This is a genomic window from Tumebacillus permanentifrigoris (genome assembly GCF_003148565.1).
GTDB lineage: Bacteria > Bacillota > Bacilli > Tumebacillales > Tumebacillaceae > Tumebacillus > Tumebacillus permanentifrigoris.
In genome coordinates this window covers 119,915-134,279 of the sequence record NZ_QGGL01000009.1, presented here as the reverse complement: position 1 = coordinate 134,279, position 14,365 = coordinate 119,915, and the positions used below count along the sequence as shown (strand labels likewise).

Annotated in this window: 18 protein-coding genes; 15 read left to right on the top strand and 3 right to left on the bottom strand. The window is 56.0% G+C overall.

Annotated features, from left to right (window positions below; all coding sequences use genetic code 11):
- Positions 1 to 16: 16 nt before the first annotated feature.
- The 7 genes from rlmN (at position 17) to spoVM (ending at position 5,905) form a co-directional block, all read left to right on the top strand.
- Positions 17 to 1,093 (top strand): dual-specificity RNA methyltransferase RlmN, encoded by a 1,077-nt coding sequence (gene rlmN / locus C7459_RS11920; protein WP_281272771.1) that lies wholly within the window; start codon positions 17 to 19, stop codon positions 1,091 to 1,093.
- A gap of 13 nt (positions 1,094 to 1,106) precedes the next feature.
- On the top strand, positions 1,107 to 1,856 hold the full coding sequence (locus C7459_RS11915) for a Stp1/IreP family PP2C-type Ser/Thr phosphatase (protein ID WP_109689517.1): 750 nt from the start codon (positions 1,107 to 1,109) through the stop codon (positions 1,854 to 1,856).
- Positions 1,853 to 3,853: a Stk1 family PASTA domain-containing Ser/Thr kinase gene (gene pknB / locus C7459_RS11910; RefSeq protein WP_109689514.1), complete on the top strand. Its 2,001-nt coding sequence runs from the start codon at positions 1,853 to 1,855 to the stop codon at positions 3,851 to 3,853. Before C7459_RS11915 ends, pknB begins: the two co-directional genes overlap by 4 nt.
- A 28-nt stretch (positions 3,854 to 3,881) precedes the next feature.
- Positions 3,882 to 4,760 (top strand): ribosome small subunit-dependent GTPase A, encoded by an 879-nt coding sequence (gene rsgA, locus C7459_RS11905; RefSeq protein ID WP_109689512.1) that lies wholly within the window; start codon positions 3,882 to 3,884, stop codon positions 4,758 to 4,760.
- 12 nt (positions 4,761 to 4,772) lie between these two features.
- Positions 4,773 to 5,423 (top strand): ribulose-phosphate 3-epimerase, encoded by a 651-nt coding sequence (gene rpe / locus C7459_RS11900; protein WP_109689510.1) that lies wholly within the window; start codon positions 4,773 to 4,775, stop codon positions 5,421 to 5,423.
- 194 nt (positions 5,424 to 5,617) lie between these two features.
- On the top strand, positions 5,618 to 5,791 hold the full coding sequence (locus tag C7459_RS23325; protein WP_170119431.1) for a hypothetical protein: 174 nt from the start codon (positions 5,618 to 5,620) through the stop codon (positions 5,789 to 5,791).
- A gap of 30 nt (positions 5,792 to 5,821) precedes the next feature.
- The gene (gene spoVM, locus C7459_RS11895) at positions 5,822 to 5,905 is read left to right on the top strand and encodes a stage V sporulation protein SpoVM (protein ID WP_038091732.1); all 84 of its coding nucleotides are present in this window, start codon (positions 5,822 to 5,824) and stop codon (positions 5,903 to 5,905) included.
- A gap of 40 nt (positions 5,906 to 5,945) precedes the next feature.
- Here spoVM and rpmB read toward each other — a convergent pair whose 3' ends face one another.
- On the bottom strand, positions 5,946 to 6,137 hold the full coding sequence (rpmB, locus tag C7459_RS11890) for a 50S ribosomal protein L28 (RefSeq protein ID WP_109689508.1): 192 nt from the start codon (positions 6,135 to 6,137) through the stop codon (positions 5,946 to 5,948).
- A 245-nt stretch (positions 6,138 to 6,382) separates the two neighbouring features.
- Between rpmB and C7459_RS11885 the strand changes: the two genes are divergently transcribed.
- From C7459_RS11885 to C7459_RS11855, 7 genes are all read left to right on the top strand, one after another.
- Positions 6,383 to 6,748 carry an Asp23/Gls24 family envelope stress response protein gene (locus C7459_RS11885; protein WP_109689506.1) on the top strand — a complete coding sequence of 122 codons (366 nt, stop codon included), beginning with the start codon at positions 6,383 to 6,385 and terminating at the stop codon, positions 6,746 to 6,748.
- A 21-nt stretch (positions 6,749 to 6,769) separates the two neighbouring features.
- Positions 6,770 to 8,452: a DAK2 domain-containing protein gene (locus tag C7459_RS11880; RefSeq protein ID WP_109689504.1), complete on the top strand. Its 1,683-nt coding sequence runs from the start codon at positions 6,770 to 6,772 to the stop codon at positions 8,450 to 8,452.
- 76 nt (positions 8,453 to 8,528) lie between these two features.
- Positions 8,529 to 9,203, top strand: a complete 675-nt coding sequence (sdaAB, locus tag C7459_RS11875) for an L-serine ammonia-lyase, iron-sulfur-dependent subunit beta (RefSeq protein WP_109689502.1) — start codon at positions 8,529 to 8,531, stop codon at positions 9,201 to 9,203.
- A 16-nt stretch (positions 9,204 to 9,219) separates the two neighbouring features.
- The gene (gene sdaAA / locus C7459_RS11870) at positions 9,220 to 10,110 is read left to right on the top strand and encodes an L-serine ammonia-lyase, iron-sulfur-dependent, subunit alpha (protein ID WP_109689500.1); all 891 of its coding nucleotides are present in this window, start codon (positions 9,220 to 9,222) and stop codon (positions 10,108 to 10,110) included.
- A gap of 7 nt (positions 10,111 to 10,117) precedes the next feature.
- Positions 10,118 to 12,202: an ATP-dependent DNA helicase RecG gene (recG, locus tag C7459_RS11865; RefSeq protein WP_109689609.1), complete on the top strand. Its 2,085-nt coding sequence runs from the start codon at positions 10,118 to 10,120 to the stop codon at positions 12,200 to 12,202.
- 62 nt (positions 12,203 to 12,264) lie between these two features.
- Positions 12,265 to 12,456, top strand: a complete 192-nt coding sequence (locus tag C7459_RS11860; RefSeq protein WP_170119430.1) for a small, acid-soluble spore protein, alpha/beta type — start codon at positions 12,265 to 12,267, stop codon at positions 12,454 to 12,456.
- A 127-nt stretch (positions 12,457 to 12,583) separates the two neighbouring features.
- The gene (locus tag C7459_RS11855; protein ID WP_109689496.1) at positions 12,584 to 12,757 is read left to right on the top strand and encodes an aspartyl-phosphate phosphatase Spo0E family protein; all 174 of its coding nucleotides are present in this window, start codon (positions 12,584 to 12,586) and stop codon (positions 12,755 to 12,757) included.
- Here the strand turns inward: C7459_RS11855 and C7459_RS24000 are convergent, their stop codons facing one another.
- Complete coding sequence (locus C7459_RS24000; protein WP_281272770.1) at positions 12,758 to 12,880, bottom strand: hypothetical protein; 123 nt, start codon at positions 12,878 to 12,880, stop codon at positions 12,758 to 12,760.
- Between the two features lie 17 nt (positions 12,881 to 12,897).
- A complete protein-coding gene (locus C7459_RS11850) occupies positions 12,898 to 13,179 on the bottom strand; it encodes a hypothetical protein (protein ID WP_109689495.1) in 282 nt (93 codons plus the stop codon).
- A gap of 133 nt (positions 13,180 to 13,312) precedes the next feature.
- Between C7459_RS11850 and C7459_RS11845 the strand changes: the two genes are divergently transcribed.
- Positions 13,313 to 14,101: a polysaccharide deacetylase family protein gene (locus C7459_RS11845; protein ID WP_245884513.1), complete on the top strand. Its 789-nt coding sequence runs from the start codon at positions 13,313 to 13,315 to the stop codon at positions 14,099 to 14,101.
- Positions 14,102 to 14,365 lie beyond the last annotated feature (264 nt).

Genomic DNA, 14,365 nt, shown 5'->3' with positions numbered 1-14,365 from the left:
ACATAATGGAAAGAAGGTGAGTGTAATCGAAACTCTTGAGCTTTTTGAACAAAAGCGACCCCAACAATTGCTCGACATGAAGTTGGACGAGTTGGAAGTGTACGTACAAAGCCTCGGCCAACCGAAATTCCGTGGGAAGCAGATCTTCGCTTGGTTGCACCAACAGCGCGTCACGTCTGTGGATGAGATGACCAACCTTCCGCAGAAGTTTCGTGAGCAGTTGCAGGAAGTGGCCGCGGTGACGACGATGAAGGAAGTCACCCGGCAGGAATCGGTTGACGGTACGATCAAGTGGCTGTGGGAGCTCTACGACGGCTCTACGATTGAGACTGTGCTGATGCGCCACGAGTACGGCAATTCCGTCTGTGTTTCCTCGCAGGTCGGATGCCGGATGGGCTGTACGTTCTGCGCATCGACGCTTGGTGGACTGGTGCGCCACCTGTCGGGCGGTGAGATCGTCGAACAGTTGCTCAACGTCCAGCGCTTCCTCGACGTGGACAACGAGCGAGTCTCCAGCGTCGTGTTGATGGGATCGGGAGAGCCGTTGGAGAATTACGATGCGGCGATGAAGTTCGTCGACTTGATCAACGACCCGAACGGATTGGGCATCGGGGCTCGCCACATCACGGTCTCCACGGTCGGCCTCGTACCGGCGATCCGACGATTGGCCGACGAAAAGCGCCAGATCACGCTCGCGATCTCGCTGCACGCGACCCGCGACGAAATTCGATCGGCGATGATGCCGATCAACAAAGCGTACAGCATTGACCAGTTGTTGGATGCCTGCAAGTACTACTTCAAACAGACCGGACGCCGGATCTCGTTTGAATACGCGCTGGTCGGTGGGAAAAACGATGACATTGAACATGCGCGTGAACTCGCCGGACTGATTGGGCACATGGATTGCCATGTCAATTTGATCCCGGTCAACTATGTGCCAGAGCGCAACTACACGCGCACGCCTAAGGATCAGATCCGTGCGTTCGTCAATGAATTGACACGTCTCGGCGTCAACGCGACTGTTCGCCGGGAGAAGGGCCACGACATCGCGGCCGCCTGCGGGCAACTGCGCGCAGAACAGGGGAGAAACTAAGAGGTGATTGAGGATGCAATATGCAGCGAAGACCCATGTGGGTCTCGTGCGTCAACTAAACGAAGACGCCTATGCGATCGTGGCACACCAAGTACCCTATGGTGTCGCGGTCGTCGCTGACGGCATGGGGGGCCACCTTGCGGGTGAGGTGGCCAGCGCTCTCGCAGTCGAAGCGGTTGTCAAGCACATCACCGAACACACCAGCCAAGACGTGACCGACCCTGATGAATTGCTGGTCGGCGCGATCAAGGAAGCGAACACGGCGGTGCACCAGCGCGCGCTGTCCCAACAAGGACTGAGCGGTATGGGCACGACATTGGTAGTCGCACTGTTCGATGCCGTACAGATCTACCTCGGCCACATCGGGGATAGCCGAGGCTACCTGCTCCACGAAGGTCTGTTTCGTCAAGTCACCGATGACCACACGCTGGTAAACGAACTGTACAAAAACGGTCAGATCACATTGGAGGAAGCCTTGCATCATCCGCAGCGCAACATCGTCACCCGCGCCGTCGGCACCGACGAGCGCGTGCAAGCCGATCTGTTGCGACTGGAATGGTCGGAGGGGGACTTGTTCCTGATCTGCTCAGACGGGTTGACCAACATGGTGGAGGAGCGCTTGATGACAGACATCTTGCGTTCGGACTTGTCATTGGCCGCCAAAGTGGATGCATTGATCGATAAAGCGATTCTCGCTGGTGGACATGACAACATCACCGTCGTTCTCGTGCAAAACCAGTCGGATCGAGGTGACTCGACATGATTGGACGCAAACTTGGCAATCGCTATGAAGTGATTGAGAAGATCGGTGGCGGAGGCATGGCGATCGTCTACCGCGCGCTGGATACGTTGCTCAACCGCAACGTTTCGATTAAAGTGTTGCGGGCGCAGTTCTCGACCGACGAGGATTTTGTACGTCGCTTCCGTCGTGAAGCGCAAGCGGCGGCCTCGCTCTCCCATCCGAATGTCGTAAACATCTATGACGTCGGCGTTGAAGGCGAAGACTACTACATCGTCATGGAGTTCGTCGACGGTTTGACGCTCAAGGAGATCATCCAAGACCGTGCACCGCTGGGCGTCAGCGAAGCGATCGACATCGCCAAGCAGATCTGTGCCGCACTGGGTCATGCCCACGAAAACAACATCGTGCACCGTGACATCAAGCCGCATAACATCTTGATCTCCAAGGACGCCCGCGTAAAAGTGACCGACTTTGGCATCGCACGGGCGATCACATCGAACACGATCACACAGGACGGCTCCGTGCTGGGCTCTGTGCATTACTTCTCACCGGAGCAGGCGCGTGGAGGGATCACCGACGTCAAGTCAGATATCTACAGCCTTGGTGTCGTGCTCTACGAGATGGTGACGGGCGAATTGCCATTTTCCGGTGAGACCCCGATCTCGGTGGCGCTCAAGCACTTGCAGGATCACTACCTAGAGCCACGCCAGATCAACCCGGCACTTCCGCAGTCGGTTGAAAACATCATCTTGAAATCGCTCGCCAAGGACCCGCTCGTCCGCTACCAATCGGCGCGTGAGATGCACAAGGACTTGGAAAAAGCGTTGCTCTACCCGAACGTTGCCAAGTTCACGATTCCAGACTTCGACGAGCAACAGACGATCCAGATGCCAGCGGTCGGTCTGCGCACGGCAGCAGAATCGTTGCCGACGCGCGCACAGAAACAGCAGGAAGCGATCAACGCCACCTCTGCTGAAGCGGAAGAGGCGATGTCGAAACCGTCTGAAGCCGGAGTGAAGAAAAAAGAGCGCAAGTTCTGGCGACCGGTCATCTGGCTGTTCGCGATCTTCCTCCTGCTCGGAGTCGGTGCGGTCACCGCGTACTCGTTGGTTACGAACTTCATGGGGGAGAAAGACGTCGCGATGCCGAAAGTCGAAGGCATGAAGTATGACGACGCCGTGCGCGAATTGGTCAACTCAGGTCTTGATTTCAACAACATCACCCGTGCGGACGAAGCGAGCAACGACGTGCCGCCGAATGTCGTCATCAAGCAAGACCAATTCCCAGGCAAGACGATCAAGGCGAACCGCCCGATCACGCTCACCGTCTCGATTGGAGCGGAGAAGTTCAAGATGCCAAACGTCGTCAAGATGAACGTCAACGACGCCAAGTCCGCCCTGCGAGCCAAAAACTTTGAGGAATCGAACATCACCGTCACGGAGAAGGAAGACCGAGAGGCGACACCGGGTTCCGTGTTGACGCAGTACCCTGATGCGGACACGCAGGTCGATCCGTCTGTGAAAGTCAAACTTACGGTCGCGAAGGGCATCGAGAAAGTGAAGATCCCAGAAGTGAGCGGCAAGACAGCTGACGAAGCGAAACAAGTGCTGGAAGGTGCTGGCTTGAAAATCGGTCAAGTGATCTCCATGCCGAGCGCGGAAGTCCCGAAGGACAAGGTGATCAGCACTTCTCCGTTCAAGTCGGGCACTGAGGTCGACAAAGGGGAAACGGTCGGTTTGGTCATCTCCGCAGGTCCGCCTGCGACGAGCGACCAGAACCAGCCGAAAAAGAAAAACGTCAACGTCACCGTTGAAGTGAAAGACGGCAAGAAAGTCAGCGTGAAAATTGTCCGCACCGACGCACGCGGCATCTCCAACGTCGTCGAAGATGACAAAATCACCGCGACCAAAGTCTACACGATTGAATGTATCGTCCAGCCGGACCATCTGGCTTCTATCGAGGTTTACCAAGACGGTACCAAGACGAACACCATTCCCGTTTCGTACGAAGATCAATAAACCCATACGTAACGGCAGGAGGTTGTACATGCCGGAAGGAATCATCGTCAAAGCGATCTCTGGATTTTATTACGTGCAAGAGGGAGATGTCGTCAGCCAATGTCGGGCGCGCGGCATCTTACGAAAAAACAACATCACCCCGCTGGTCGGCGACCGCGTGGTCTACGAGCCGTCTGGCAGCGAAGGCATCGTCGATGCAGTTCTCCCGCGCAAAAACGAGCTGACCCGACCACCGGTCGCCAACCTCGATCAAGCGGTGCTGACCTTCTCCGCACAGGAGCCGGTCTTCAACCCGAAACTGCTCGACCGCATGCTGGTACACGTGGAGCTGGAAAGTTTGCCAGCTGTGATCGTGCTAACCAAAATCGACCTGCTGGAAAACCCGGACGACGCAGATAAGTGGTTGCAACCGTACCGTGACATGGGGTATGAGACAGTCGCGGTATCCACGCGCCAAGGAATCGGTCTGGAGCGGGTGCGCGAGCTCCTGCAAGGCAAACTCTCCGGTCTCGCGGGCAACTCCGGCGTTGGCAAGTCGACGCTGTTGAACGCGCTGGTGCCGGGACTAAACCTCAACGTCGCGGAGATTTCGCAGAAGCTCGGTCGCGGTAAGCACACCACGCGCCATTCGGAGATCTTCCGCGTGTTTGAGAATACCTACTTGATCGACACGCCAGGTTTCTCCACGCTGGAGTTTGACAACATGGAGCCAGATCGCCTCTCGCAATACTTCCGCGATATCTGGGACCTCGGCATGAAGTGCAAATACCGAGGGTGCCTGCACTCGACGGAGGACGGTTGTGCGGTTCGTCCAGCGGCAGAGGAAGGGCGTCTCAGCCCGGGTCGCTATCGTCACTACCTTGATTTCTTGGCAGAAGTCAAAGAAACCAAGGAATACCGCTACTAGGAGGTCACCTGCATGGACATCCGTATCGCACCTTCGATTCTCTCCGCCGACTTTTCCAAGCTCGGCGAGGAGATCGCCGCTGTGGAAGCGGGCGGCGCCGATTGGCTGCACGTCGACGTGATGGACGGGCACTTCGTTCCGAACATCACGATCGGCCCGCTGGTCGTGGAAGCGATCAAGCCGCACACCAAACTGCCGCTCGACTGTCACTTGATGATCACCAACCCGGATGCGTACATCCCAGCGTTCGCCAAGGCTGGCGCTGACGTGATCACGGTACACGTAGAGGCCACCCCGCACCTGCACCGCACCTTGCAGTTGATTCGCTCTCACGGGGTCAAGGCGGGCGTTGCTCTCAACCCGCACACGTCGCTATCGTTGATCGAGAACGTGCTGACCGACCTCGACATGGTGCTGTTGATGACCGTCAACCCAGGTTTTGGCGGCCAGAAGTTCATCGCGAATGCCTTGCCGAAGATCCAAGCCTTGCGCCAGTATCTCGACGCACAGGATCTGCAGCACGTCGAGATTGAAGTCGATGGTGGCATCAACGAAGAAACCTCGCGCCTCGTGCGCGAGGCAGGAGCGAACGTGTTGGTCGCGGGCAACGCGATCTACAACGCACCCGACCGCACCGAAGCCATCCGCCGCATTCGCGGATAAAAAAACAGGGCCCGTCCCGACGTCTAAAGTACATCGCCAAGCATACGATGTACTAGTCGGGAGAGCCCAAAGAGAAGCGGCCGCTCCCGTCGTGCGACGGAGCGGCCGTTTTTTCGTTGCACAAAATGCACTCATACGAATATATTGTACCGTGAGATGGGCGGGATGCCCAGCTGCGGCGAAGAGAGGTGCTGATGTTGATCCGATACCGATCACGGGGGTGGAAGCTCGGAGTCAAACGCAGTTCTGGCATCTTGCTGGCCAGCGCCGGACTCTTCGTCGTCGTGCGATTCCTGCCGCCCGAGATGTGGGCTGCAAGCATCGGCCTGGCCTTGGTATGGGTAGGATGGGTTCTGTTCAAAAGCTAACCACCATGAATGCAAGAAGGAGGGGTCACTTTGCGCTTTTACACGATAAAGTTGCCTCGTTTCTTAGGCGGGATTGTCAAAGCGATGTTGAATGCGTTCCAAAAGGAAAAATAAAAAAGCACCTTCACAGGTGCTTTTTTATTTCTCACTTCAATTAGACAGCACGCTTGATCTTACCAGCCTTCAAGCAACGGGTGCAGACATTGACGCGCTTTACAGTACCGTTGACGTTTGCGCGAACTTTTTGAATGTTCGGCAGCCAGCGACGCTTGGTCAGAATATGGGAGTGAGAAACTTGGTTCCCGGTCTTCGGGTCTTTCCCACAGATCTCGCAACGTTTTGCCATTTGTATGTGCACCTCCTTACGACGAATCGTAGTCCCGTGACGAACTGCAGTTTTGCTTGATAAAACCGCAATAAGTCGCAAACACTCACTTATATTACCATAGCGATTCCTAGCTTGCAAGCCTCCAAGACCAAACACTCGACAAATTTTTTCTTGGGACATGCACTAGACTTTTACTTTCTCAGTAAGTATAGTACACTGTTGGTGCTAGCTGTCCGAGAGTTTACAGGAGGTGTGTTTGGTTCATGCCAAAGGTACTTGTAACGGAACTTGGGAAGATCGAGATCGCGGAAGATGTCATTTCAATGGTTGCAGGCCACGCTGCGTTAGATTGCTACGGCCTCGTCGGCATGGCATCCCGAAAACAGGTCAAAGATAGCATTACCGAATTACTAGGTCGAGAAAACTTAAGCCGTGGTGTGCAAGTACGTACAGAAGGTGACGAAGTCATCGTCGATATGTACATCATCGTCAGCTACGGGACGCGCATCTCTGAAGTCGCTCACAATGTCATGGACAAGGTGAAGTATACGTTGGAGACCTACTTGGGACTGAAAGTGGAACAAGTGAACGTAATCGTTCAGGGTGTTCGCGTGACCGGGGAGAGGTAACAAAGGAGGTTCCTACACTCTATGAGTCAACACTTAGATGGCAATTTGTTCGTGCAGATGGTCATGGCCGGACATCGAAACTTGGAAACCAATAAGGAACAAGTCAATGCACTCAATGTCTTTCCGGTTCCAGATGGTGATACCGGAACGAACATGAGCTTGTCGATGACATCCGGTGTCAACGAGCTACGTCGCTACATAAACGAACCGTTGTATCGAGCGGCTGAAGCGGTCTCTACGGGCTTGCTGATGGGCGCTCGCGGGAATTCGGGCGTCATCCTCTCTCAATTGTACAGAGGATTCTCCAAAGCGGTTGCCAAGCTGGCGAGCATCGATGCGAAGAAATTCGCCGACGCGTTGCAAAACGGCGTCACCACCGCCTACTCGGCGGTCGTCAAGCCGGTGGAAGGCACGATTCTCACGGTTGCCAAGGACGCGGCGAAGGCTGCTCTGGAAGCGGCCAAGCATTCGCACGCGACCGTGCTCAGCGTCATGGAAGCCACGATGGCGGAAGCGGAAGCCTCGCTCAAGCGCACGCCTGACCTGTTGCCTGTGCTCAAGCAGGCAGGTGTCGTCGATTCGGGTGGACAAGGTCTGGTCTGCATCTACCGTGGGTGGCTGGCTGCGCTCAAGGGCGAGGATGTCACGGAGACGCTGGCGGATGTGCAACCGGCGAAGGCACAAGCGCTGACTCCGGCGGGTGCGTATGCACACGGGGACGAGGATTCGGAATATGGTTATTGTACAGAATTCATCATCCGACTCGAGAGTGCGGCACCTGACGAGCAAGCTCTGGAGAAACGCGTTCGCGATGCGCTGATGGAACTGGGTGATTCGATGCTCGTCGTGGCAGCGGATGAGTTGGTCAAAGTCCACATCCACGCGCTGCAACCAGGCAACGTGCTCAACGCCGCGATGGGATTTGGCGCGCTCACCCGCATCAAGATCGACAACATGACCGAGCAGAACCACAACCTGCGCTTGATGGACCAAGCGGAAGTGGCAGAAGCGACTGCGGAGCAGGCTCCGGCAGAAGCAACTGTGCAAAAGCCCTACGGGATCGTGACGGTCACGACCGGTACGGGTCTGGTCGATGTCTTCAAGTCGCTTGGCGTTGAGGGGATCATCGAGGGTGGACAGACGATGAACCCGAGCACAGAGGACATCATCAACGCGGTGAAACAACTGCACGCGGAACATGTGTTCATCCTGCCAAACAACTCGAACATCATCATGGCGGCAGAGCAGGCCAAAACGGTGCTCGGCGACACGGTGACGGTCATCCCGACCAAGTCGATTCCGCAAGGCATCGCGGCTGCGCTGTCCTTTGACACACAAGCGGGCGCAGAAGCCAACGAGACGACGATGAAATCCGCGATCTCGCATGTCAAGTCTGGCTCGATTACACAGGCGGTGCGCGATTCGGTGTACCAAGACCTCGAGATCAAGGAAGACGACTTCATGGGCATGCAAGAAGGCAAGGTCGTTGCGCTCGGGAAGGAATTGGATTTGACCGCGCTGTCATTGCTTGAGAAAATGGTGGATGAGGACAGTGAAGTGGTCACCGTCTTTTACGGCGATCAGATCTCTGAGGAAGTCGCTCAGGAGCTGGTGGAGGCCGCACAAGCACAATTTGACCACTGTGAATTCGAACTTCATGAAGGCGGGCAACCGCTGTATTCCTATATCTTCTCGGTGGAGTAAGCAATTCGGGGAGACAGACGGTCCTGTCGCAGTGCGGCAGGCCGTTTTTTACGGTAAGGCTTAGGGGGAAACTAGCATGTCGTCATCATTTCGCCATTCATTTGACATCATCGGTCCGATCATGATCGGACCGTCCTCGTCGCACACCGCCGGTGCTGCGAGGATCGGTCGCATCGCCCGCAACCTCTTCGGGGAACAGCCGGACGTTGCTGAGATCCTGCTCTATGGCTCGTTTGCCAAGACGTACCGCGGACACGGAACGGACGTGGCGTTGGTCGCTGGGTTGCTCAATTTTGCCACGCATGATCCGCGCATCACGAAGTCGTTGCAGATCGCACAGGACTCGGGCTTGCAGGTGAGCATGAAGCCAGGACCGCCGAATGCCGATTACCACCCGAATACCGTTCGCATCCTGTTGAGCAAAGGCGAGCGCAAGTTCGACCTGCTCGGCGTCTCCATCGGTGGCGGAGCGGTGGAGATTCTGGAGATCGACGGGTTTAAAGTCAAGATGACCGGGCAGTATCCGACGCTCGTCATCCCGCATGCCGACCGGTTTGGCGTGATCGCGGCAGTGACGACGATTTTATCGAAGCACCAGTTAAACATCTCGTTCATGGAAGTTTCGCGCCGTGGGCGCGGGTCAGAGGCGCTGATGTTGATTTCGACAGATGAACAACCGCCGGAGGAAGCCGTTGCAGAGATACACCAGTTGGAAGCGGTCAAGCGTGTTGCACGCATCGATCCTTCCTGAGGAGGAACAGACAGCTATGAGATTTAGCAACTTGGCAGAATTGGTCGCACTCTGCGGGCAGGAAGGCAAGCCGATCTATGAAGTGATGATCGACGAGCACGTTCACGAGACGGGGGCAACGCGCGCTACTGTCTTGCAACAGATGACCGAATCGTTTGATGTGATGATGAAATCGGTCGAGCGCGGTTTGACAGAGGACATCCGTTCATTCTCCGGGTTGACCGGTGGTGATGCGAAGCGCGTCTACGAATACGCTCAAAAGGGCAAGACCCTGCTCGGCAAACAAGCGACCGAAGCGGTGGCGATGGCACTCTCCACCTCAGAAGTCAACGCGGCGATGGGCCTCGTGGTCGCGACGCCGACTGCGGGTTCCTGTGGCATCTTGCCGGGCGTGCTCTCGTCGCTCAAGGAATCGCTAGGTGCAACGGAGGAGCAGTTGGTGCTAGGCATGTTCACAGCTGCGGCCGTTGGCTTTGTTGTGGCCAATAATGCGTCGATCTCGGGTGCAGGTGGCGGTTGCCAAGCGGAAGTCGGTTCTGCGACGGCGATGGCTGCCGCAGCAGCGGTGGAATTGGCAGGCGGTTCGCCGGAACAAGCGATCCAAGCGGCAGGTCTGGCGTTAAAAAACGTCCTCGGCCTCGTCTGCGACCCGGTCGCGGGCCTTGTCGAGATCCCGTGCATCATCCGCAACGGTTTCGGCTCTGTGCTGGCGTTAGCAGGTGCTGACATGGCACTGGCTGGCGTGCGCAGCGTGATCCCGCCCGACGAAGTGATTCTCGCCATGTACAACATCGGCAAACAAATGCCAGTCGAACTCCGCGAAACCGCCCTCGGAGGACTTGCCGATACTCCGACCGGACGCAAACTGGAAAAACAGATCTACGGAGACGACACGAAGGAAGCGTGACGTGATCGTGAATACACAGAACGAAACAGCAAAACTCGACCTCGCCTCGACCCCGGTCAGCGTTCTGCCTGGTGTGGGGCCGCAACGGTTGAAAACACTGGCGTTGCTCGGCATACAAACCGTCTATGATGTGCTGGAATACTATCCATTTCGCTATGAAGACCGCAATGTCCAGCCAGGGCGCGAACTTGGCGATGGCACGCGGGTGACGGTGCGCGTGACGGTCGACGGGATGGCGGGAGTCAAGTACAAAGGCAAGCGCAATTCGACGACGCTCGTGCCCGTCGTGACGGAGGACTACAAGCGCCTGCACGCCGTCTGGTTCAACCAGCCTTACGTGAAGGATCAACTGACCCCCGGGCGGAAACTGACGATCACCGGCAAGTACGACGCTCGTCGGCGCAGCATCTCGGTCGCAACACACGATTTCGTGGTGGCAGGGGAGACGGTACACAGCGATCGCATCGTTCCGGTTTACAATGTGAAGGCGGACATCACGCCGAAGTTGCTGCGCGGCATGCTCGCCAGCGCCTTGAAAAAGTACGGCGATGCCGTCCCCGAGCGCTTGCCGCAGACCTTGCGTCAACGCTACAAGTTGATCGACCGCCGCCACGCGATGAAGGAGATCCACTTCCCAACCGACAGCGACGGGTTGCATCAAGCGCGACGCCGCTTGATTTTTGAAGAGTTTTTCCTGTTCCAACTCAAGCTCCAAGCCTTTCGCTGGTTGCACCGCCATGAACAACCGGGGGTGGCACACAGCCTTGCAGGTGACAGCTTCGAGCAGTTCTGTAAGCGGTTACCGTTTGCGATGACCGGGGCGCAGCAACGGGTGGCGCAGGAGATCATGCGCGACATGACGGAGCGCGTCCCGATGAACCGCCTCATTCAAGGGGATGTCGGTTCGGGCAAGACGATCCTCGCCTTTCTCGCCCTGTTCATCGCCGTCAGCTCAGGGCATCAAGGGGCGATGCTGGTGCCGACGGAGATTCTCGCCGAACAGCACTTCCGCGCTGCGCTCGACCTGCTCGAGCCGCTCGGGTGCCGGATCGGAATGCTGATCGGTTCGCAAAAAGACAGGGAACGCCGCGAAGTCCTCGCCCAGATCGCCAGCGGCGAGGTCAATGTGGTGATTGGAACGCACGCGCTTTTGGAAGAGGGCGTGCAATTCCAAGCGCTCTCTGTGGTCGTCACGGATGAACAGCATCGCTTTGGCGTCGAGCAACGCTCGATTTTTCGGCAAAAAGGTCACGCACCTGACGTGCTGTTCATGTCAGCGACGCCGATCCCGCGGACGCTGGCGATGTCGGTGTTTGGCGACCTCGATGTCTCGATCGTCGACGAACTCCCAGCGGGACGTCAGCCGATCCAGACCTACTGGGTCACCCCGGACAAGGAGGAGCGGGCGCTCCGTTTCGTGCGCAACGAACTCGTCAAGGGACGACAAGTCTACATCGTCACTCCTTTGGTAGAGGAGTCGGAGAAGGTGGAAGGGGTCGTCAACGCCACCGATCTCTATCTGATGCTCAAGGAATGGTTCGCGGGCTACGAAGTCGGCCTCTTGCACGGCAAATTGCGTCCCGTCGAGAAGGAAGCGGTCATGCGCCGCTTCACGAACAACGAGATCCAAGTGCTGGTCGCCACCACGGTCATCGAGGTGGGGGTGAACGTGCCCAATGCCACCGCGATGATGGTCTACAACGCAGAGCGCTTCGGCCTTGCGCAGTTGCACCAGTTGCGCGGACGCGTTGGGCGTGGTGAGCACGCCTCCTGTTGCATCTTGATGTCTAAACCTGACACGGAAGCAGGGCAGGAACGGATGAAGGCGATGGTCGCCACTCAGGATGGTTTCGTGCTCGCGGAAAAAGACCTGCACCTGCGCGGCCCTGGTGAGTTCTTCGGGGTACGCCAGAGCGGAATTCCAGAGTTTAAAATCGGCGACCTGTTGGAGGATGCCAAGATCATGGGCGTTGCTCGGCAGGAAGTGCAGAGCTTGGTGGCCGCACCAGACTTCTGGACATTGCCCGCGTATCAACAACTCGTCGATTTCTTGAAGTCGGAGAAAGTCTTGCTCCAGCGCGCCGGAGATTGATTCATAAGATCGGGTGCTTTCGGTTATCCTAACCTTGATCGTTTATGCGAGGAGTGATGAGGATGAGCAAGCCGAAAATCCCGTTCGTGCGGGGAGCCCAAGCCGCCCGTGAAGTCTTCCGCACCGAAGTAGCGCGAGAGATCGGATTGGACTTGGGACCCGATCGTGCCCGGGCAAAACCCTTGCCGATCCACCCAGTCGATGGCGCGATGGTCAAGCGCATGATCGAGTTGGCAGATCGACACAGCAAATAGGACGGTCCGCGAGGATCGTCCTTCTTTTTTTAGTAAAAATATTTTCAGTTACACCTTACATAATACTGCCGTTTGATTTATAGTGTATTTATGGTAAATATTCGGTGGAAAGGACGAGGGTGTGGCGATGAACGGGATCGCAGGACAGATCGAGACTTTACGATTGCAACTTCTCGAAACGGTCGACCGCTACAGCGGTGACTTTTTGCATCCGAACGTTCTCCGTGTCTCCAAAGAATTGGACGAGTTGATTGTACAATTTCAGCATCTTCAAGTGTTGGAATACAGACGGAAGCTATAGTCAGTTGCGGTGCTTGTCTTTTGGAGGCATGAGGATTTGGATGAAGAATTGAAATAAGACGATGACGATAAATACTAGCGAGGCGAAAATCGCCACTTCCGCTTCTGTGAATTTGAATTCCATTGCCTTCCCCCCGCTTTCTAGATCTGCGAAATTTCGTTGATCGCCTCTTGAACTTTTATCCCTATTTCAAGTTCCTGTTGTGACTTCGGCACATTTCCTTGCGATACGACGTACTCGATGTTTCGCAGCTCTTTTTGCATCCGGTTTCGAATGTCTTGTAGCCGTTGGCTCAAGACTTGCGGGTTGAACTCTGGTGAAACCACAGCGTTGGTGACGCCTTCGAGTTCACCCAGCGAATATTCAATCTGACGTGCCGATTGGGCGATCGCCATCAGTTTTAACGTTTCGCTCATCGTCATGACGGCTCACTCTCCTCTAGATGTAGCATGCGTGGGAGGGAGTTCTCTCATGCAGGTTCTTTCTTGCAAAAGTTACGTGATCATGGTACATTCGGTCACGAATATACGAGGAGAGGAAGAAACTCGCGTGCGAATGAAGAGGGCTTCCCAACGCCGCAAATTCGGCTTGCTACTCGGTGTGTTGGTCGTGTTGGTGCTGGCCGTTTTCACGGTGCTCTACCAGCGATCTACATCAGAGGCTGTCACGATGGTCAAGTATATACCGGAACCGCGGGTTCCGATTTTGATGTATCACTCGATCTCGCCAGGCACAGACCTGCGCGTCTCCCCGGAGGATTTCGATGCCCAGATGAAGTGGTTGCAAGAGCATGGATACAAGCCGATCACGCTGGGGCAATTGGGTCGTCACTGGGACGGCACCTATGACGTGACAGGCGGGAAACCGCTCGTGATCACGTTTGACGACGGCTATCTCGACAATTACACGGCAGCGTGGCCGATTTTGCAAAAGTATCACTTTCCGGCGACGATTTTTGTGATCACCGATTCAATCAAGCTCGACAACCATATGAAGTGGGGACAGATGCAAGAGATGCACGCGGGTGGCGTGGAATTCGGCTCGCATATGGTCTACCACTCCAACTTTACCTTGACTCCGCAGGATCAGATCGCGTCCGAACTGCAGGCGAGTAAAAAAACGCTCGAACAAGGATTGAGTTCGCCCGTCACGACGTTTTGCTACCCAGGTGGTGGGTTGATCCCTGAGGCGGCAGGTTTGGTGCGGCAGGCGGGCTATACGATGGCAGTCACCACGCACCATGGGTTGGCTTCGGCCGTGGAAGACCATGTTCTGCTCTCGCGCGTGCGCGTCGTCGGTGGTGTGACGATCGAAGAATTTGCGAACATGTTGCAGACCTTGTGATGCGCAAAAAAAACCGTGCCTGTCAGCCAGCACGGTTTTTTTTCGGAGAAAATCAAAAACCCGCGTCCGGGTATACGCGGGTTTTTGCCTATCGCTTGCACGACAGGAACTGGGAGAGGAGAAACTGGAGGAAGAGCTTATGGGGAAAACTAAGTCTTCTCCGCGGTTGCCTGCAACAGCTCACGCCGTTGCTACTACACATCATGGACAGTTTCCAGCTCGCGTATACAGGGCAGTCGTATTTTCTTTTTCTCCAACTGGTCA